General features: G+C 43.9%; 16 protein-coding genes and 1 tRNA gene. 4 read left to right on the top strand and 13 right to left on the bottom strand.

Going from position 1 to position 19,602, the window contains the following annotated elements; translation table 11 throughout:
- Positions 1-7 precede the first annotated feature (7 nt).
- The 6 genes from BUB77_RS16110 to BUB77_RS16085 form a co-directional block, all read right to left on the bottom strand.
- Complete coding sequence (locus BUB77_RS16110) at positions 8-1,690, bottom strand: alpha-L-fucosidase (protein WP_242962531.1); 1,683 nt, start codon at positions 1,688-1,690, stop codon at positions 8-10.
- Between the two features lie 182 nt (positions 1,691-1,872).
- Complete coding sequence (locus BUB77_RS16105; protein ID WP_073277762.1) at positions 1,873-3,162, bottom strand: alpha-L-fucosidase; 1,290 nt, start codon at positions 3,160-3,162, stop codon at positions 1,873-1,875.
- A gap of 121 nt (positions 3,163-3,283) precedes the next feature.
- Positions 3,284-4,918, bottom strand: a complete 1,635-nt coding sequence (locus BUB77_RS16100; protein WP_073277760.1) for an extracellular solute-binding protein — start codon at positions 4,916-4,918, stop codon at positions 3,284-3,286.
- Positions 4,919-5,001: 83 nt separating this feature from the next.
- Positions 5,002-5,937, bottom strand: a complete 936-nt coding sequence (locus BUB77_RS16095) for a carbohydrate ABC transporter permease (RefSeq protein ID WP_073277758.1) — start codon at positions 5,935-5,937, stop codon at positions 5,002-5,004.
- Between the two features lie 13 nt (positions 5,938-5,950).
- Complete coding sequence (locus tag BUB77_RS16090) at positions 5,951-6,880, bottom strand: ABC transporter permease (protein ID WP_073277756.1); 930 nt, start codon at positions 6,878-6,880, stop codon at positions 5,951-5,953.
- Between the two features lie 242 nt (positions 6,881-7,122).
- Complete coding sequence (locus BUB77_RS16085; RefSeq protein WP_073277754.1) at positions 7,123-7,302, bottom strand: hypothetical protein; 180 nt, start codon at positions 7,300-7,302, stop codon at positions 7,123-7,125.
- A gap of 341 nt (positions 7,303-7,643) precedes the next feature.
- Here BUB77_RS16085 and BUB77_RS16080 point away from each other — a divergent pair, with 341 nt between their 5' ends.
- Together BUB77_RS16080 and BUB77_RS16075 are read left to right on the top strand one after the other, a co-directional pair.
- Entirely contained in the window at positions 7,644-8,702 is a 1,059-nt protein-coding gene (locus tag BUB77_RS16080; protein ID WP_073277752.1) for a carbohydrate-binding family 9-like protein, read from the top strand.
- Positions 8,703-9,068: 366 nt separating this feature from the next.
- On the top strand, positions 9,069-10,100 hold the full coding sequence (locus BUB77_RS16075) for a LacI family DNA-binding transcriptional regulator (RefSeq protein WP_073277750.1): 1,032 nt from the start codon (positions 9,069-9,071) through the stop codon (positions 10,098-10,100).
- 96 nt (positions 10,101-10,196) lie between these two features.
- Here BUB77_RS16075 and BUB77_RS16070 read toward each other — a convergent pair whose 3' ends face one another.
- From BUB77_RS16070 to BUB77_RS16050, 5 genes are all read right to left on the bottom strand, one after another.
- A complete protein-coding gene (locus BUB77_RS16070) occupies positions 10,197-11,438 on the bottom strand; it encodes a M28 family metallopeptidase (protein WP_073277748.1) in 1,242 nt (413 codons plus the stop codon).
- 114 nt (positions 11,439-11,552) lie between these two features.
- Entirely contained in the window at positions 11,553-12,299 is a 747-nt protein-coding gene (locus BUB77_RS16065; protein ID WP_073277746.1) for a copper homeostasis protein CutC, read from the bottom strand.
- 260 nt (positions 12,300-12,559) lie between these two features.
- Positions 12,560-13,657, bottom strand: coding sequence for a slipin family protein (locus tag BUB77_RS16060; protein WP_073277744.1), 1,098 nt, complete (start codon positions 13,655-13,657; stop codon positions 12,560-12,562).
- 334 nt (positions 13,658-13,991) lie between these two features.
- A tRNA-OTHER gene (locus BUB77_RS29955) sits at positions 13,992-14,049 on the bottom strand.
- A 152-nt stretch (positions 14,050-14,201) separates the two neighbouring features.
- A complete protein-coding gene (locus BUB77_RS16050) occupies positions 14,202-15,434 on the bottom strand; it encodes an RtcB family protein (RefSeq protein WP_073277740.1) in 1,233 nt (410 codons plus the stop codon).
- A 145-nt stretch (positions 15,435-15,579) separates the two neighbouring features.
- Between BUB77_RS16050 and BUB77_RS16045 the strand changes: the two genes are divergently transcribed.
- A complete protein-coding gene (locus BUB77_RS16045; RefSeq protein WP_073277738.1) occupies positions 15,580-16,809 on the top strand; it encodes a WYL domain-containing protein in 1,230 nt (409 codons plus the stop codon).
- Entirely contained in the window at positions 16,799-17,797 is a 999-nt protein-coding gene (locus BUB77_RS16040) for a WYL domain-containing protein (protein ID WP_073277736.1), read from the top strand. The genes BUB77_RS16045 and BUB77_RS16040 overlap by 11 nt, the downstream gene beginning before the upstream one ends.
- 319 nt (positions 17,798-18,116) lie before the next feature.
- Here BUB77_RS16040 and BUB77_RS16030 read toward each other — a convergent pair whose 3' ends face one another.
- Both BUB77_RS16030 and BUB77_RS16025 read right to left on the bottom strand, forming a co-directional pair.
- Positions 18,117-18,461: a hypothetical protein gene (locus tag BUB77_RS16030; protein ID WP_073277732.1), complete on the bottom strand. Its 345-nt coding sequence runs from the start codon at positions 18,459-18,461 to the stop codon at positions 18,117-18,119.
- Positions 18,462-18,605: 144 nt separating this feature from the next.
- A complete protein-coding gene (locus tag BUB77_RS16025; RefSeq protein ID WP_073277730.1) occupies positions 18,606-19,601 on the bottom strand; it encodes an ABC transporter ATP-binding protein in 996 nt (331 codons plus the stop codon).
- Between the last annotated feature and the right edge of the window lies 1 nt (position 19,602).

Here is a 19,602-nt window from a genome sequence, read left to right as displayed (position 1 = left end):
TCTCTGCTCACACCTCCAGCTGATATACTCTGGCAATAGGCGCTGCTGTTTTGTCATAGCAGGGCGGCTTTACCGTTAAGCCTCCTGTACTGCTGGTAAACAAAACCTTCTCGCCGGTATCCAGCATGGTCACATTCTTTACTTTTCCTTCATAGGGAATCCATACCTCACCGGGAACGGCCGTATCCTCCTCCGAAAACATCTCCAGGGCATATACGTTTTCCCCTTTTTTAGTAAAAGCGATATTTTCTTTTTTGTAGGGTGCGCAGACTCTGGTGCCATAGATAGCCTCACCGAATACGTTCAGCCATGCTCCCATTCCCTTTAAGGCAGCCACTGCCCCCTTCGGAAGGCGTCCGTCCGGCTGGGGGCCAACATTAATCGCCAGGTTCCCGCCCTTTGCCACGATGTCCGTCAGCAGATGGATTACCTCTCTGGGAGATTTATAGGTATCCTCATAGGCAAAGGAAAATGATGTACCCAGCGTGATGCAGCTTTCCCAGGGTACTCCCAGGGGTTCTTCCGGCACACACTGTTCCGGTGTAATATAATTCTCATAGGGCCCGCCGATGGTTCTGTCCGCACACAGCATTCCCGGCTGCCAGGTCCTGATTTCATCGATTACTTCCCCAAGGCGGATATCCTGGCCTGTCTGCTCACATACCCAGCCGGCATCAAACCACATGATATCCAGCTTCCCGTAACGGGAGGCCAGTTCCTTAATCTGATTCCCCGTAAACCGGACGAATTTCTCCCATTCCTCCGGGTGCTCTGCCGGCACATAGGAAGGACCTCTCCACATATAGTCCCCTCTCGGATATCCCTTGGCCCAGTAGCTGTCAATATGCCAGTCTGCCTTGGAAAAATAAGCGGCTATGCCGATTCCCTTCTTCCGGAAGGCTTCAAATAAATGCCCGCATATATCGGCATATTGATTTGTATGGTAAGGGCAGTCCTCTCCCGTAATTTTATAGTCCGAATACTGCGTATCCCACATACAAAAACCGTCATGGTGCTTTGTAGTAAATACCAGGTAACGGATGCCTGCCTCCGCCGCAACATCTGCCCATTTTTCCGGCTCAAAGCGGATAGGGTTAAAGGTCTTGTTCAGTCCAAAATACTGTTCTTTGAATTCTTTTCCGCTGAGCTCCCAGTCAATTCCCGTTCTGGACCATTCCGCATCTGCATCCGAAAGGGCCCAGGACTCCACGACTCCAAGCTGGGAATAGGGTCCCCAATGCATCATCAGGGCCAGCTTCTGGTCCTGGAACCATTCCAGCTTTTGAAGGACCTTCTCATCTGTCGGCCATACATATTCGTCGGCTCCACTATAATTGTGCACTCCCTGCTGTATCTTTTCTTCCTGCTCCTGTTCTTGGAGCACCTCCTGTTCTTGGAGCACCTCCTGTTCTTGGAGCAACTCCTGTTCTTGGAGCACCTCCTGTTCTTGGAGCAACTCCTGTTCTTGGAGCAACTCCTGCTCTTGGAGCAATTCCTGTTCCTGGAGCAATTTCTGTTCTTGGGACACTTCCTTTTCCTGGAACAATTCCTCTTTCCTGAGCAATTTATTTTTCTGGGGCAATTCCTTTTTCCTGGGCTGTTCCCCTTCCCTGGGTTGCTCCGTTCCATTTTCTGCTGTTATTTTCTCTGTCTCATCCATTTTCACGGAATCTAGTAAGTCATTTTCCATATCCGGCACCCTATCCCTTTCTTTTAGTATTTATCTTTCATGCAAAAGCTGTAATTTTCAAACTTATTTGTGAATATCTAAAAGCTTGCTTTCGATACTGCTTCAATAGCAATTTTAGAAATTCAGCACATTTTTATACTGATCCATTATATACCACTGTCATTTTAAATATCATTTTTCCCTCAGTCGTTACTGGTCACAACCTCTCCGTGTCCCAGATTGTAGGTAATCTCACCTTCCAGCTCCACTTTCAGTACGGTAGCAAAAGGATGTAATTCCATATCTCCTGCCCAAATCCAGAGAGTACCCGGAATTCCGCTCCAGGGCAATGCTCCCGTATAGGTAAATTTCACTTCCTCCCGGCTGTGAAGGACACTGACCCTTTTAACCGGTGTTTTAATGCCTTTCACGCACAGTGCTTCCACCGGCTTGTCATATACGAACAGATAGATTGTTCTATTATCAGCGGATAAGGTGCTGCCACCCAGGAACTGTTGGTAGCTTAAACCCCTGACCGTTCCATATACTGCTTCTGCATGGTCCCGTATCCAGTCTCCCAGGTCCAGGAGCACCTTTTCCTGACGTTCATCCAGGGTACCATCCTCCTTCGGGCCAACGTCCAGCAGCATCCTGCCTCCAAGAGTAATGCAGTCACAGAACATCCGCACAATCTGCCCGCTGGTCTTGTAAGCATTGTCAGAGGGACGGTAACCCCAGGAATCGTTAATTGTGGTGCAAAACTCCCATTCCCCTTCCGGTCCGTAAAGGGGGATTCCCTGTTCCGGTGTCTCATAATCACCATACCCCTGCATCCGTGAATTCAAAACCACATTAGGGTTCAGAGTATGAAGGTATTCACGGAATTCCGGCATCTTCCACTGGGCGGCACTTCTTTCCCAGTCACCGTCGAACCACAGAAGGTCTACGGTCTTATAACCGGTCATCAGCTCTTTCAGCTGATCCTTATTAAATTCGAGAAATTCTTCCCACTTCCCGTAATCCTCTACGCCGCCTGCCGGCGAACCATAGATATCTCCCAGGCATTCCTCTTTTTTCAGTCCTTCCGGATAAATACTGCGGTAACGGGAATCCGACCAGTCAATCAGGGAATAATAAATCCCCACCTTCAGCCCGGCTTCGCTCATTGCATCCATATATTCCTTCACCAAATCCCTGGACGCCGGCGTTTTCTTTACCACACTCAGATCACTGTACTTTGTGTCAAATAACGCCATGCCGTCATGGTGCTTTGAAGTCATAACCACATACTGTGCTCCTGCCTTTTTAAACAGTTCAGCCCACTTGCCCGGATTATACCTGGAAGCTGTAAAGCCTTCACACTGCTTCATATAGTCCTCATAAGAGATATTGCCGTTGTGGAATGACCAGGATTCCGACACATCCCCCACTGCATAAATGCCATAATGGATAAAAATACCCAGCTTCGCCTGCCTGAACCATTCCTGCATCATAGAAAAACCCCCTCTTATCGGAAAGTAAGAAAAGCATATTACTATGCAAAACTGTAATATGCTTTTCTCCGGTACCGCTTCAGCACCAGCCTTGGCGCCTTGCGGTGTAAAATTCTTCCTGCTATTCTGCTATTGTTTCAATACCGCGCATCTTAGCCCAGTCTTCCAGTCCTAAGGAGTTGAGACCGTCTACATATGCTTTCCACTGCGCATCATCATTAATATCCTGCTCACCTGTTACAAACAATGCCTGCTGTTGATTGAAATAATTTGTAAGAGCAGTACTGATATCAGAATATCTGTCAATGTCATCAAGGGCAATCCAATTAGTAGGAATCACATCTTTCGTCAAATTCGGTTCATAGACTTTCTCCATGGCCTTTTTCTCGTCATACAGAGGTTTGTCTTCAACAAACTTAAATCCTACAGGTAAATATTTAGGAAGTGCCTGAGGCCACAGATTGTTCCAGCTGACCTTTTCCTGCTGGTCTGCCGGCAGGGTGGTCGTATCGATGGCACGGTATCCCTCACCTTCTTTTAATACAACGGTACCTACGGGGCCTTTGCTGCATCCGATACCATTTTCCAGTGCAAATGCATTATCAAACCAGCGGCAGATAATTTCCGGGTTCTTTGCCTTATCTGTAATAACTGCTTGTGTTCTGTATACGCTGAAGCCATTGGTATCTCTCAGCCATACGCCGCCCTTATCCGTATTCAGCACAGGAAGAACATCAAATTCGCTCTTTTCTGATGTCTGTACAATACCTGAAAATTCACTGCTTCCGTAAGCAATGGATACACCGTACATATCCTTATTGCCCTTGCCTTCCCAAGTGGAGCTGTCCTGGGTGAAGAGTTCCATATCTACCAGACCCTCTTTGTAAAGACCGTTAAACCAGCTTAAAAATTTTCTGTAAGCATCGCTGGCACCGCCGTAAACCACTTTATCATCCTTTACAGCAACACCATATTTGTCCATGGGCATACCAAACCATCCGGCCATAGCCTCGATGTGCTTATTGTTCGGGTCAGCAGAAAAAGGAATTTCATCGTCGGCATCACCATTTCCATTGGCATCCTTTTCCTTGAAGGCTTTTAATACTGCCTCGAATTCATCTGTGTTGGTAGGCATTTCCATACCCACATTTTTCAGCCATTTGCCATTGATATAAGGTGTATAGCCGACGGTTGTGTCACCTGTTACATAGGGTATTGTGTAAATATGTCCGTCAGGAGCCGTCATTTTTTCCCTTACACCCGGTAAATCCAGAATTGCGGAGATATTGGGGCAGTATTTCTTAAAATAATCCTCCAGGGGAATGAATATTCCCTGCTTTACTCCATAGGTCAGAATCATACTGTCATTTAAGGTCCAGCCTCCGATTACATCTGCATAATCACCGGAGTTCAAATCCAGATTCAGTCTTTCCGTAGCTGTTTCATAGGGGAAAAGTTTCAGGGTTACATCTACATTTGTTTGTTTCTTCAGTTCATCCATCATGTAGAATTCTCCCGTTTCACTGGAGTCATCCACAAAGATGGAGAAGCCGTAAGCGCCTTCGTCTACAAGGGGAAGTCCCTCTTTATTCATCAGGCCGTTTACCTTTCCGTTTTCATCGGTTGTGTCTGCCGTAGCATCAGGTGCCGATGTTTTGCTGCTGTCTGCCCCATTATTTCCTTTGTTGCCGCAGCCTGCAAGAGTTGTTGTGCACATGGCCATAGCCAGTAAAAGTGCAATCACTTTTCTTTTCATAATAAATTCCTCCTCTTTTTATTTATTTATACACCGGGTTTTAAAAACTGCCGGCAAATAAACGATTCCTTTTGGAGTTCCTCTCAGCCTTTTACAGAGCCAATCATTACTCCCTTGACAAAATGTTTCTGGATAAAGGGGTAGAGAACCAGCACCGGAATGCTGCTGATAATAATCAGTGAATATTTCATAACATCTATCAATTGCTGCTTTTCACGAAGGGCTTCTCTGGCAGCCTTTGTAGTTGCCGTCTGTGACAGCGCCGTCTCATTGGTAATCAGTATATTTCGCAGTACCAGCTGCAGCGGATAATGATCCTTGTCAGAGATATATACCAGGGCTGAGAAGTATGAGTTCCAATGTCCTACACCATAGTACAGTACAAGAATGGCAATGATGGCCTTCGACAGTGGAAGTGCAATTTTAAAGAAAAACTTTCCCTGGGAACAGCCGTCAATCTCGGCCGCCTCATACAGTTCTTCTGAAATATTCGACTTGAAGAAGGTTCTGGCCACGATCATGTTATACACGCTTAAGCAGCCCGGAAGAATCAGTGCCCACATGGAATTCAGCATATGTAAGTTCTTAACGACTAAATAAGTAGGGATAAGGCCGCCGCCAAAGAACATGGTTATCATATAAAATATTGTAATTGGTTTCTTTCCTCCAAATACATTTCTGGACAGGGCGTAGGCCGTAGGAAGGGTTACAACCAGGTTAATAAGAACTCCGCAGACGGTATAAATAACGGAGTTCAAAAATCCCCTCATGACCGCACTGTTCTTAAATACTTCCACATAGCCCTTCAGCGTAAATCCAATCGGTTTCCATAAAACATCACCACTGGACACAGCACTGGGACTGCTGATGGATGAAATGACCACCCAGTACAGGGGATATGCCACAATAATTAAAATAACTGACAGAACAAGGAATGTCACAGTATCAAAAATTACATCTTCCCTGCAACGCTTTGTTCTTTTTTTTCTGAAAGATTGAACTGACCTTTCTTTTTTCATTTTCTCTTTCCTCCTACCATAAGCTGTTGCCTGAAAGTTTATCAGCTGCTTTATTTACAGCCACAAGCATAACCAGGTTAATTAATGTATTGAAAAGGCCAATTGCCGTCGAATAGGATATGTCGTTGTTAATCAGACCCACCTTATATACATAGGTTGAAATAATCTCAGATACCGTCAGGTTCAGATTATTTTGCAGCAGGTAGGATTTTTCGAAGCCCACGGAAAGAATACTTCCGCAGCTCAAAATCAACAGGATGGTCGCCGTAGGTAAAATGGAAGGAAGGTCTATGTGCCGTATCAGCTGCAGCTTAGTCGCACCATCACAGCGGCCCGCTTCATGGAGCTCCGGACTGATACCGGATAAAGCCGCGAAGTAAATGACCGAGCTCCATCCTGTCGTTTGCCAGACACCGGTCCACACATATATGTGCCTCCAATATTCTTTCTTCGCCATAAAATTAAGAGGGTCCAGGCCAAGAAAGTGCATGATATTATTGATAACACCTACGGAAGGTGACAAAAACAGGATAATCATACCGCACATAACAACCGTAGAGATAAAATTCGGGGCATATGTAACTGTCTGAATTACCTTGCGGTATCTCTTATGTCTGAAAGAGTTCAGCATCAATGCCAGGATAATCGGAATCGGAAATGACACGATTAATCCGTAAAGACTCAAAATCAATGTGTTCCTGATGGTTGAATCAAAGTAGGGAGACTCAAAGAATCTCTTGAAGTAGTACAAGCCCACCCAGGGGCTGCCCCATATGCCCGCTCTGCCGTTATACCTTCTGAAAGCCAGCTGGATTCCGTACATAGGAACATAACTGAAGATGAATGTCAAAACAATGCCCGGAAGGCAGAACATCCAGAGTGACATATCTCTTTTCAGTACCTGCAATATACGGCCTTTCTTCTTTTTTGTCTTAGATTTCATGTTTCTCTCCTCCGCGATTCTTCCAATTGATGTTTTTACTTGTCTTATTTTTTGTTATCCTTTGACATTTTGAACATTTTTAACATAATTTTTTTTAACAGAATTTATTTGTCTATTATTCATAATAATTTAACTGTTTTTTATTACTTACCCGTGTTTTTGATGGTTAGATTTTAACATCTGTTCACAATAATGTCAATATGTTTTCTAAAAATGTTCTCTTTTTTAAGTGTTTCACAATTTTATATTATTAAAACAATGTTTTGGGCTATATTTTTATTATAAATTACTAAAAAATAGATATATTTAGTACTCTTTTTTGCAGTAACGCATTGCTCTACTATCGCAACTTTTTCGATAAGTTTCTTCTTTTGTTCATTTGCATCCCAATAATATGTACAATATTTAACATTTGTTTCCATATTCTTTTCTGCCAGTATATGAAAGATAGCAGAATTCACCTGCTGGAATTACGCTGCATTTTAATATTCCAAATATAAATAGACAAAAGCTGAGATTTACCTATGACACCCGAAGCTTTATTTCCTTCTATTAAATTTATCATTTTGTCCACAAGGAGTATAATTTTTGTTCACATTTGTTAAGTTTACATTGTAAAAAAGTGTACACAATGCTATAATCAAATTAAACCTATGCATATCACTTCTATATCAGTATCTGTGACACGTTGTGTGTGCAGCACTCTATTAAGGAACAGAAATGTTCCTGAGAATTCAAATTCCATGAAGAAATGAGGCATGACATGAATCCTATAAGAATTCCAATCCCTGCAGTAGATTTTAACCCACCTGCTTACCCTTGCCACCGGGCCGCAAAGCCTTTTCTTTTGGACGGAAGACTTGACAAGCCCTTTTGGGAAGATGCACCTTTTACCAGCGCCTTTTTGGATATTGAAGGAGAGCATATGCCAAGCCCCCGTTTTCCGACCCGTGCCAAGATGCTCTGGGACGATGAGAATCTGTATATTGGCGCCCAGCTTGACGGCAATGAAATCTGGGGCTATGTGGACAAACGGGACGATATTATCTTTCAGGACAATGATTTTGAAATCTTTATCGATCCGGATTCCGATACCCAGCAGTATTATGAATTTGAAATGAACGTTCTGAATACCCTGTGGGATTTATTTCTGCCTGCAGCATACCGGGACAACGGCAGCGGCCTTAGCGGTTATGATATCCACGGCTTACGCACGGCTGTGTTCGTAGACGGTACTGTCAACCAGCCCTCTGCTGCCAACCGGAGCTGGTCTGTGGAGGTAGTCATTCCCTTTGCCGCCCTCACAGAATGCCTGCCCCAGAAACGCTCTCCCAAAGAAGGAGAATATTACCGTATAAATTTCTCCCGTGTTCAATGGAAAACCGATGTGAAAGACGACAGATACCAGAAAAGGACAGACCCTTCCACCGGGCAGTTTCTTCCGGAAGACAACTGGGTATGGGCACCTACGGGAGTCATCAATATCCACTATCCCGAATTATGGGCCTTCGTATTCTTTACCGGCACGGAAAAAGAAAGCTCTTCCTGGGCCATCCCGGAAGACGAATACCGTAAATGGGAATTAAGAAAGCTTTACTATGCCCAGCAGATTTTTCTGGACTTGAACGGTCAATACAGCAGGCATTTGGAGGAGTTAACAGATATTCTGGAAAAATACGCTCCCATTAATGCTAACCGCAGGGTAAAACCGCTGCCCTACCGGATTGAGACGACCTCCCACACATTTGAAATTTCCTGTCCGTCTTCTGATGGAAACAAAGAAGTTCTGATTTATTCGAATGGAAAAACAGAAGTGAGATAGATTAAAAAATGAGTTGCATTTTTAATCTTTCTATTTACACAGTATCCCAATCAAGCTTGGGATTTGCATGGGGATTAGCTTTCAAAATCACCGTACGGCTCTGGAATAGCATTAAAGCAGTATATTAAAAAATGAAAACAAAATGTTCATTCTGTTCATTTAGCATTTGAAAAAATTTGTATAAAATGGTATAATAACAGCAACAAATCAGGTGATAACCTGTTCCCGTCCGGTAACTGCCACAGGAATTTCCCTGCCATCTTTAAGCGGTATATAACCGGCAGTATTGAAAGCCTTTTCCGTACAGTCAGGGGTTTTCCACGATTTACTATATATAAGCACAATAGCGTGCAGATTGGTGTAAAAATGAAAAAGATTACTTTACAAAAAATTGCAAGTACTCTCGGCGTTTCCCGTACCACGGTCTGGAAGGTATTCAGCGGTCAAGAAGGCGTTTCTGAAGATCTTAGAAATAAGATTATCGCCAAAGCACAGGAAATGAATTATAATTTTCCGGAAAATTTTAACTTTTCTCAAACTTCCGCTTCCGAGCCTCCTACAAATATTGCTGTTGCCGTATGCCGCCCGGAGACTTCTATTTTCTGGATGGCTATCATTCACCAGATTGCCAAGGAGCTTTCCCTTCATAATGTAAATCTGGTTTATACTTATCTGCCTTCCTCCGTCAGCGGAAATTACACACTCCCTGCCTCTCTAACCAATGGCAGTACCCACGGCATTATTATTATGAACGTATACAACGAACAGCTGCTCCGGCTGCTGGCAGCCTCCACTGTTCCCAAGGTGTTTTTAGATACCTCCACCGCTGTACCTCCTTCACAATTGAACGGCGATGTGATTATGACAGAAAACTCTACCAGTGTTTCCAATATTACGGAGCACTTAATTGAAAAAGGCAGGATGTCCTTTGGTTTTATCGGCGATATCAACTATGCCAAATCAAACCATGAACGCTTTGAGGGCTTTTCCAGAACCCTGCTTCAGCACGGCCTGTCCGTTAATCCGGAACTGAATCTGACAAGCTCCATAGGAGTCGATACCTATAAAGAAGAAATCGGAGCTTTTCTCGATACCCTTCCCTTTATGCCAGATGCTTTTGTCTGCGCCAATGACTATGTAGCCTGTATTTTGATGCAATTACTGTTTAAACGCGGAATCCGGATACCTGAAGATGTCGCTCTCACCGGCTTTGATGCTAACACGGAAAATCCCCTGGCTGAAAGTCTGACCACGGTTCAGGTATTCAATCAGAATATTGGTTCTCGCCTGGCTCTGCAGATACTATACCGGATTAAATACCCCAGTGCTCCCTACGAAGTCATCTATATAACCTCCAAGGTTATTTTCCGGGGTTCTACCGGAGATTCTGAAAAATAACTGGTATATAATCTGCTGACCAGATTACTTCATAAAAGTCAAAAAGGCTGCCGCAAAAAGTTCATATGCTTTCTGCGGCAGCCTTTTACTCCATTTCTATGCTTCTATAAAATAGGCATCCAGCTTTTTCTCAAATTCCTCCGGCACCTCTCTTTTAAACGGCATAACCTCAGCCTGGGCTAAACCTTGAGCAATGCACCCAAGCACATTGGCACTCCTCTTTAAGGACCAGGGAGAGATTAAAGCAATGGTATCATGGCGTGTATGCATTCCGAATCCATCCCGGTTGAGCGTCATGGAGGGAATCCCCTTCCAGGCAAAGGTATTGGAATCACTGCCCCATATCCCATTGATAAAGGAAACTCCCATTCCTGCTTCATGGAGCACATAGGACAGCATCTGGCAAACAGCAGCATCTGCTGTTACCCCAATAACCGTTCCTCCAATCAGCTGTCCCGCTAGATCCACATTCATGTTGAACCGGTGCCTGGAAAGCTCCTTCTCATGCTCCTTTACATAGGCCAGGCTTCCGCAAAGTCCCGTTTCCTCCGCACCAAACCAGATAAATTCCATAGTCCGCCGCGGAAGATTCTCTGCAAAATATCTGGCAAGTTCCATAATAATAGCAGCTCCTGCCATATTGTCATAAGCCCCCGGCCCCTGAGGAACCGAATCATAATGGGCACTTAGTGTCAATATCTCCTCTGCCTTATCACTTCCTTCTATTCTGGCCGCAATATTTTGGGAAATCCGTGTCACCTTTTTCTGGCGCAGAGTCACCCTGACCTGTCCAGCTCCCCTTTCCACCAGCTCTGCTGCATCCTTATAATGCAGACTAACTCCCTGGATAGGAGTTTCCTCTACACCTCTTAACGTATACCCGGCAGGGTTTAAATCTTCTCCTGTATCAACAGGCGTACCCGATACCGTCACAAACCCTGCAGCCTGCGCGTTTACAAGCTTTTGGTACATATCATTTTTAACCGGGCCGTTTACCATGACAATCTTTCCCTTGGCAAAGGAAAGGCTGATATCATCTCCATTCTCAATATAAAGAAAGGGCGCCTCTACCCCTTCGGACGGAGTATTACCGCATTTTTTGTATCCGGTCACACGGTATTCCTTTTCATAGGGTTCCGTAACCACCAGGCGCTCTTCCTCAATCTCATATGCAGTGAATCTGAACTCCTCTGAGCGGCCGTCCAGTCCCATATTGCGAAGCTCTTCCAGAATTTTCTCCGACGCCCTCTTCTCTCCGGAAGTTCCCGCTTCCCGGATATAATTAAACCGTTCTACAAATTCATACTGTCTCTGTCCGCTTATTTTATTCTCATCCATTTATTATCTCCTTATTTATCCTGAAAAACAGTAGTTTAAATACTATGCAGCTTTTATTTTGCATTGCATTTTTAAATTTCCGTTGATTAGTATCACAAGCACAGGGATTAGATTTTAAATCTCCTCCAGTACCTGCCTTGCCTGCCGGATACTTTCCTCTCTGGTACGGTAAATCGTATATTCGCTAAGGGACGGCAATCCCATGTTCACTTCCTCTTTCCTGTAAGTCATTGCACTGTCCAAAGCCGCCTTTCCTGACATATGATAGGCAGTCACCCCGGAAGTCCGATATACACCAGGTATTACTGCAGCATTTACACCGCCTCCCGCCTGGATGCAAATCCGCCCCCGGCTCTTTTCCCTCAGGCTTTTCAGAAGCGGAGCTCCTTCCGTACATATATTTTTCTGCCCCGAGGTAAGAATTGTGTCCATTTCCAGGCTGATAGCCTGTTCCATGGTCTCATAGGGCTCCGCGCTCATATCAAATGCCCGGTGCAGCGTAACGGACATCCCTTCAGCCTCTTCCATCAGTCCATATACTGCTTCCATATTCAATGTCCCCTCCGGTTTCAGGACACCAATCACAACCCCTTCGGCACCCAGCTCCCGAAACATCCTGACCTCTTCCTTCATTATGGAATATTCATAAGCGGTATAACAGAAATCCCCATACCGCGGACGGATTAATACATGAATCGGGATATGACTATGTTTTCGAATCTCCTCAATCAATTTGGGACTGGGAGTTGTCCCTCCAATCACAAGATTTCCGCATAGTTCAATTCTTGTAGCACCGCCGTGCTCACCTGCCAGAACAGACTCCACCGAATCTGCACAGACTTCCAGTACAAAATCTTTCATCTTTGCTTTTCCCCACTTTTCAACCTATATTCAAAGGGTGCTAAAGCCCCTTTACCTACAATCTGCTAAATATTAGTAAATTGTAAATTGATTAACACAAAATATAACATAAAATATCCTAAATATCAAATATTCCTCTTACGCTCATAATAAAAAGCCACTTCATGACCTATTTCATGAAATGGCTTAATGATTAAATGCACGTCTTGTTTTTGTAAGTTTGAACTGCTTTGAGGCTCTGTTATTCTCCATATGCTTTACTATACTCTTCTTGTATTAATCAGTTCACTTAACTGACCTAACAGATTCACGTTTCCGATTGATATACTGCCTACCTTATCACATATCTTCTCAAGGTATTCAAGCTCCTTCAGCTTATACAGCGTCGTGTTTTCCTCCATGAGCTTTGCTGTATTTAAAAGGCTTCTTGTAGAGGCGACCTCTTCCCTTCTGGATATGACATTAGCCTGGGCATTTTTCTCAGCAATCAAGACCGTATTCATAATATCCCTGATTTCGCCGGGCAGTATAATGTCCTTTAAGCCTGCATCTGTAAATTCTACAAATAGGCTATCCTGCTTTTCTCTTAACTTCTCAAGCACAAAGCTTGCCAGGCTGTCCTTTTGTTCCAACAGCTCATCAAATTTTAAGCGGCCTACATACTCCCTTAGTGCCAGCTGTGTTGTAACATAAATCTGGGTTTTGTAATCCTTCAGCACATTTATGATACTGACCGCATCCGTAACCCTAAAGTTACAGACAAAGTTCAGACGCAGGGTCACCTTATCCGCAGTCAGAATTTCCTGGCTGTTTACATCCAATTGCTGCGTACGTATATCTACAAGCTGACAGGATATTCTGACCGTAGTGTTCCAAAAGCAGTAATTACCGGAGAATATTTGTTCTTTATACTTACCGTCAAAGAATAATAGTCCCGTTTCCCCTTCCGCTACGGCTATCTGGGTAAAAAGGCTGCCGGGAACAACAGACATTATTTCATTCGGTAAATTGACAGCCGGTGTGCTGATATCAATCAGTTTAAAAGTATGCTCATGGAATATCTTCCAGAAATAATATGTACCCGGTCTTAAAGTATCCAATATTCTTCCGTCTTCGTAATGCAAGGCTAAATAAGAATCCGGCACTTCCGCTTTTATCACGCTGTCCGCGAAATTCTTATCCTTTAAAAGAACACTCATATCCACTTCTTTTATATTCACCATTCGAAATATCGTTGTTTTAAAAAAGGTCTCACCTAATACCGGACTTACACTGTGCTTTCCGGGTATCAGCATTTTCTTAAACCTTCCGTTCTTAAACAAGAAACCTCTCTCATTTTCATTGATAATAATTTTCATCTTGACCCCTTTCCAGGACAAACACTTGGAATTTGTGTAAATACCCGCAGGACTCTTGGGGGAGTAGGGTTTTAGCATCAAATTATCTTATCCGGCTTTCATAGATCCTATGAACATGGGACAAAGCTTTTAATGCGGTATCCGCCTTACTGCAAGCCTGGACTCCTGGTGCTGCATATGAATTTCATTCTGCAGTACAGGGTTTCTGTACCGTATTATGAAATCTGCCGGCAGGATATTTACACTCTTTCCGGATGTTATACACTTTGCAGGTGCATTTGTGTGGAGTTGAACCACAGATCCTAAATCTTGCCTTAACCACTTGGCTAACCCTTGGGCGGGTATGGGAGTTGAACCCATGAATTTGAGGTATGCTCTACCACTGAGCTAACTCTTTTCAGAGTGGAGGAGTCGAACCTCCGACACCACCATTTTCCTGTCTGTCCGGTACACAGTCAAGCTAGAACTTACTGCGCCGCAAGGAACTATAATCCTACGCTAAAACAGACAGGCTATATTAAGGCTTACGCCGAAATACCATTCGTTATCCTTTGACAACACCGACTGTTTTCAGTCTTTTTACCGGTTTTACCAGATCCTTCTGGTTCTCCATTACTTCGTCTATATCCTTATAGGCAAAGCGGCTTTCCTCGGCTACGTCACTTTTCTTGAGCTTTCCTAATGTGACTCCCTGTTTTTGCAAGTCAACCATAACTTCCTCTGTTGTGAAGTTTTCCATGGCACCTTTTCTGGAATATTTTCTGCCTGCACCATGGGAAGAGGAATGAAAGCTCATATCATTTCCCAGTCCTTCTACCACATAGCTATAAGAACCCATTGCTCCCGGTATAACCGCCAGTTCACCTTTCTGTGCCCTTGTTGCACCCTTCCGGTGAACCCATACCTCTTTGCCGAAATGGCTTTCCAGCGCCGCATAGTTGTGGTGGCAGTCAATTTCCATTGTATATTCAAGGTGCAGGTCGGTGTATTTGCTAATCCATTTATCTATTATCGCTTTTACCGTAAGCATCATGTGGAGCCTATTTTCCTCCGCAAAATCCAATGCGAGATTCATCCAGTTAATGTATTCTCTGCCCTCCTTGGTATCCACCGGCAGAAAAGCCAGGCGGTATTCATCGGGTACCTGGCTGTGCCATTTCTGGTTCAGCTCTCTGGCCTTCTGATGAAAAGCATCGCATACCTGTTTTCCGAAATTACGGCTTCCGGAATGTATCATAATACCCAGATATCCCTCCTCATCCTCCTGTAACTCAATAAAATGATTTCCGCCTCCCAAGGTGCCAATCTGATAAAAGCCCGCCTCCAGCTGGCCTAACAGCTCTCTGTTTGCTTCATATTTGGAAAGTTCCTCAAAGGCTCTCTCTAAGGTATTACAGGGCTGCTCATGGGTATGGTGCTTAAAACCTGTAGGCACATTTCTAAGAATGTCTCCCACCATAGCCTGCACCAGGCTTCCGCTTCCTGTCTGGATATTTTTCAACTCTTCTACCAGGATATTGGTTCCTGCAAATGCCATGCCGCATCCGATATCTACTCCGACTGCATTGGGAATAATAACATCCCTGGTTGCAATAACCCCTCCGATTGGCATTCCCATTCCGGCATGGGTATCCGGCATCAGTGAAACCCATTGGTGTAAAAAGGGCAATTTGGAGAGATTATATGCCTGCTCCAGACAACTTTTATCAATACTATCCTCACTCTTTAACCATACTTTAATAGGAACACCGGAATCACTTTCTGCAATAACAAACATACAATCACTTCCTTTCTTTGTTTATTGTCTGTATCTGTTTGCTATGTTATGATAATAGCATAGATTTTTTTGTCCATCATTTAAAAAAGTTTGCGAAAGGTGCTTTGGATTTAATTTTTCAGATGGAGCACCTCAAGGAGATGCTATGGGTGAGTTTCAGGAACTGATTCGGAATTTTGATAAAATACGAGATTATATGAGAGATTTTTATATATACGGTTTTAAGTCCCGGAGTGATTTTACGCACAAATCCTCCAGAACCTATGATAATGAAAAGCGCCGTATTGAAAGCTATATGGGCGGGTATATGAAATGGGATTACACTAAATCCGGGAAGAACCTCTTTATTTCCATGGACTGTTCAAAAATAACGGTGAACCCTCTCTATGCTGCCTGGAAATCCAAAACCTTCACAAGTAATGATATTATGCTGCACTTTTTTATTCTTGATGCACTTAAGGGCGGTAAAAAGTATGCCATCGATGAATTAACGGATATTCTTTGCGAGAGAAGCGGCCGGATTTTTGACATTCAAACTGTCCGGGGCAAATGTAAGGAATATCTTTCATTGGGGCTGCTTACCGCTGAAAAATCAGGGAAGTCCCTATATTACAGCCTGTCTCCGGACACCTTTGAGCACCTCCTTACGATTGCTCCCGGCTTATCGGAAGCAATCAAGTTCTTTCAAGGCAGCGTACCTTTTGGAGAAATCGGCAGTTTTATCATGGACAGCCAGAATATGAAAAACAACCTTTTCTCCTTTAAGCATTACTATGCCGCCCATACTCTGGAGGATGCTATTTTACTGGATTTGCTTTCTGCCATCAGAAACCGGCAGGCAATTGAATTCTTAAATTACAACGAAGCAGGGACCAGGATTTCCACTTTGGATGGCATTCCTTTAAAGATTTTCATCAGTGCTTCCACCGGAAGGCGTTATCTGTGTGTATATAAAACCAGAGGAAGGCGTTTTTTCAATTACCGCCTGGACCATATTAAAGCAGTGAAAACGATCGGACTTTGCCAAGAGGCAGAAAAGCATCAGGAAAACCTGGCTAAAAACCTTCCGAGCGTTTGGGGCGTCGGCTTTAACGGCGCAAGCCGTAAGGAAATTATCTGCATGAAGCTCTCTATTCAGGAAAAGTCCGAAGCATACATAGTAGAGCGTATTACCAGAGAAGGCCATGGAGGCGAACTGCTGCGCCTGGAGCCGGATGTCTTTCTTTATACAAAGGAAATGTTTGATACCAATGACATAGCACCCTGGATCAAGACCTTCACAGGCAGAATTCTTCAGCTGGAAGGAACGAATCAGGTTGTTATTAACCGTTTTTACCGGGATATTCAAAGGATGCAAGAATTATATGGAGACTAGCAATATATTATTTTCAGAGATTTATGGCTGCTACTTTGCAGTAGTGGGTAAAATATTGGAGCAGGCGGGAAACGGTATCAGTAAAAGCGATATGGAGAACCTGGTCCGTTCCCATGCATTTTATGATACTGCCTTTCACCTGCTGCCCAAGCTCTTTTCCGGCGAATGGGACCTTCTGGAGCAACGCGCCGACGGCAAATATTATTCCAAGCTTGAGACAGATACCGTCAGCCGGCCCATGACCGGCCTTGAAAAAGCATGGCTCAAGGCTCTTTTAGCCGACAAACGCATAGGACTGTTTGTAACGCAGTCGGAGTTAACGCTTTTAGAGGATACCCTCTCCGAGGTTTCACCCCTCTTCTTGCCGGAGGATTTTCATGTCTTCGACTCTGCGGCCGACGGCGACCCTTACGAAGAAGAAAACTACATACAGAACTTTAAAATAATTTTAAAAGCCTGTGCCTCAAAAACACCCCTGCATATTTTATATGAAAATAGCAGGCAAACGGAGTCCTGGACCGAAATACTTCCCCATCGTATCATCTATTCCGGCCGTGACGATAAATTTCGTCTGCTTGGAGTGCGTCTCCAAAGCAACGGGCATCACAAGCAGATTACTATGAACTTTGCGCGAATTCTTAAGGCACTGCCATTAAGTACTTCCAGGCTTGAGAATATTAATGCGGCAAAATACTTCAAACAAAAATCCTGCCCCGCTCCTATTGTTCTTGAAATCTTAAAAGAACGCAATGCCTTGGAGCGCTGTATGCTTCAATTTGCCTCCTGGGAAAAGCAGACTGAATATGAAGAAGAACGGGATTGCTATATCTGCAGAATCTATTACGACAGACAGGATGAGACCGAGCTGCTGATACGGATTTTAAGCTTTGGGCCGGTTGTAAAGGTGTTAGGTCCGGAGGATTTTTTAAGGCAGGTAAAAAAACGGGTAAACAGACAATACCAGTTAAATACCTGGGAAATTACATGATAGAAGTTGTGAAAGAAAGGTGAGCACTCTTTGTGCAGCAGATATTATATAGATGTAAAAACCGATATGGCAATCAGAAGGTTTATAAAAGGACCGGGGCAATGTACTTTACCTATTGCTGAACAGAAATGGCTGATAAAAAGCCGCTGCATGGCCTATGACCATAAAGCGGCTATATTTCATTACGATGCATCCTATACAAATCATTTCATCACTTTTCCTGATATCTGCATTCTTCCTTTTCCTAAAATCATTTTTAAGAATACGGTATTAAAAGGGGAAACCAGATTAACTTTCATCCTGCCTTTCAGGACTGAATTTACATCATTCCATCCATAACAGATGCGACTGTTAAAAAAGCTGCACAAACAATCCCTATGGCCGTTTTATAGCCAATTATCCGAAAATGTTTTCTCCAGCTGTCCATTTCCGTGAATTGCTCCGGTTTCTTTCCTTTCGATAACAGCATTCCCGCCAAAAGAAACATTCCCAGAGATGCAATCAGAAGCAGCCCGTCTTTCCCCACTTCCAGCCCTTTATCTCCATGAAATCCTCCTGCCAGGAATCCTGCTAAAAAAAGTACCCCGCCAACTGCCGCCGAGATGACTAAACCCAAGATTATAGCTTTTATAAAATCAACTAATATTTCTTTCACATTCTTCATTTTAATCCCCTATATAATACAGGCACAATCTTGTGTTTGAATTATGCCTTTCAATAATTCACTCCAACTGCCATGCCTTCCCAACGCGCCGCAAGATTGGGCCGAGGATTTCGCAGGCACAATCTTGTGTTTGAATTATGCTTTTCAATAATTCAAACTATCCTTTTGGTTCTCACAATAGTGGCAGGCCACAAAATGATGATTTCCAACATCCTTTAGCTCCGGCATTTCCTTTTCACAAACAGGCATTGCAAATTTGCATCTGCCCCGGAATTTACAGCCCGGTTTTGTATTGATAGGGCTTGGTACTTCACCTTCCAGTTTGATTTTACTCATATCCCGCTCCTGTTCAATTTCAGGGTCTGGAATGGGAATAGCAGACAGCAATGCCTTCGTATAGGGATGCTGCGGGTCCGAATACAACTGCTCGGAGGTGGTAAGCTCCACTAATGTTCCGAGATACAGCACTGCTACACGGTCGGATATATGCTTTACCATTGACAAATCATGGGCTACAAACAGGTAAGTAAGTCCCATTTTCTTTTGCAGCTCCACCAGAAGATTTACAATCTGCGCCTGAATGGAAACATCCAAAGCAGAAATCGGCTCATCAAGCACCATAAACTCCGGCTGTACTGCCAATGCCCTGGCAATGCCGATTCTCTGCCTTTGTCCGCCGGAAAACTCATGGACAAAGCGGTTGGCATGTTCACGGTTCAGGCCTACCATTTCCAGGTAATTATAGATCATGTTCTGCCGCTCAATTTTATTAGCCGCCAGATGATGTATGTCAATTCCCTCGCCGATAATGTCGGAGACTGTCATACGCGGGTCCAGTGAGCCATATGGGTCCTGAAATACCATCTGAACCTGTCTTTTAAATTCAAAACGCTCCTTGCCACTTAATCCATGGACATCCTTTCCCTTATAGAGAACTTGCCCGTCCGTTTTATCATATAATCCGATGCAGGTACGCCCGCAGGTGGTTTTTCCGCATCCGGACTCTCCTACCATTCCCAGGGTCTCACCTTTATAAATATCAAAGGAGATATCATTTACCGCTTTCAGTACTTCTCCCTTTCCCACAGAGAAATACTTTTTCAAATGCTGTACGGAAAGGACGATTTCCTTATCTTCCATG

This window comes from Anaerocolumna jejuensis DSM 15929 (assembly GCF_900142215.1).
GTDB classification, from domain to species: domain Bacteria; phylum Bacillota; class Clostridia; order Lachnospirales; family Lachnospiraceae; genus Anaerocolumna; species Anaerocolumna jejuensis.
Note: the sequence above shows the minus strand (reverse complement) of the source record. Positions and strands in the feature narration are given on the sequence as shown.

Excerpts from the sequence above, each read along its gene's own strand:
- BUB77_RS16110 (WP_242962531.1), bottom strand. The coding sequence starts at position 1,690 with ATGGAAAATGACTTACTAGATTCCGTGAAAATGGATGAGACAGAGAAA.
- BUB77_RS16105 (WP_073277762.1), bottom strand. The coding sequence starts at position 3,162 with ATGATGCAGGAATGGTTCAGGCAGGCGAAGCTGGGTATTTTTATCCAT.
- BUB77_RS16100 (WP_073277760.1), bottom strand. The coding sequence starts at position 4,918 with ATGAAAAGAAAAGTGATTGCACTTTTACTGGCTATGGCCATGTGCACA.
- BUB77_RS16095 (WP_073277758.1), bottom strand. The coding sequence starts at position 5,937 with ATGAAAAAAGAAAGGTCAGTTCAATCTTTCAGAAAAAAAAGAACAAAG.
- BUB77_RS16090 (WP_073277756.1), bottom strand. The coding sequence starts at position 6,880 with ATGAAATCTAAGACAAAAAAGAAGAAAGGCCGTATATTGCAGGTACTG.
- BUB77_RS16085 (WP_073277754.1), bottom strand. The coding sequence starts at position 7,302 with ATGGAAACAAATGTTAAATATTGTACATATTATTGGGATGCAAATGAA.
- BUB77_RS16080 (WP_073277752.1), top strand. The coding sequence starts at position 7,644 with ATGAATCCTATAAGAATTCCAATCCCTGCAGTAGATTTTAACCCACCT.
- BUB77_RS16075 (WP_073277750.1), top strand. The coding sequence starts at position 9,069 with ATGAAAAAGATTACTTTACAAAAAATTGCAAGTACTCTCGGCGTTTCC.
- BUB77_RS16070 (WP_073277748.1), bottom strand. The coding sequence starts at position 11,438 with ATGGATGAGAATAAAATAAGCGGACAGAGACAGTATGAATTTGTAGAA.
- BUB77_RS16065 (WP_073277746.1), bottom strand. The coding sequence starts at position 12,299 with ATGAAAGATTTTGTACTGGAAGTCTGTGCAGATTCGGTGGAGTCTGTT.
- BUB77_RS16060 (WP_073277744.1), bottom strand. The coding sequence starts at position 13,657 with ATGAAAATTATTATCAATGAAAATGAGAGAGGTTTCTTGTTTAAGAAC.
- BUB77_RS16050 (WP_073277740.1), bottom strand. The coding sequence starts at position 15,434 with ATGTTTGTTATTGCAGAAAGTGATTCCGGTGTTCCTATTAAAGTATGG.
- BUB77_RS16045 (WP_073277738.1), top strand. The coding sequence starts at position 15,580 with ATGGGTGAGTTTCAGGAACTGATTCGGAATTTTGATAAAATACGAGAT.
- BUB77_RS16040 (WP_073277736.1), top strand. The coding sequence starts at position 16,799 with ATGGAGACTAGCAATATATTATTTTCAGAGATTTATGGCTGCTACTTT.
- BUB77_RS16030 (WP_073277732.1), bottom strand. The coding sequence starts at position 18,461 with ATGAAGAATGTGAAAGAAATATTAGTTGATTTTATAAAAGCTATAATC.
- BUB77_RS16025 (WP_073277730.1), bottom strand. The coding sequence starts at position 19,601 with ATGGAAGATAAGGAAATCGTCCTTTCCGTACAGCATTTGAAAAAGTAT.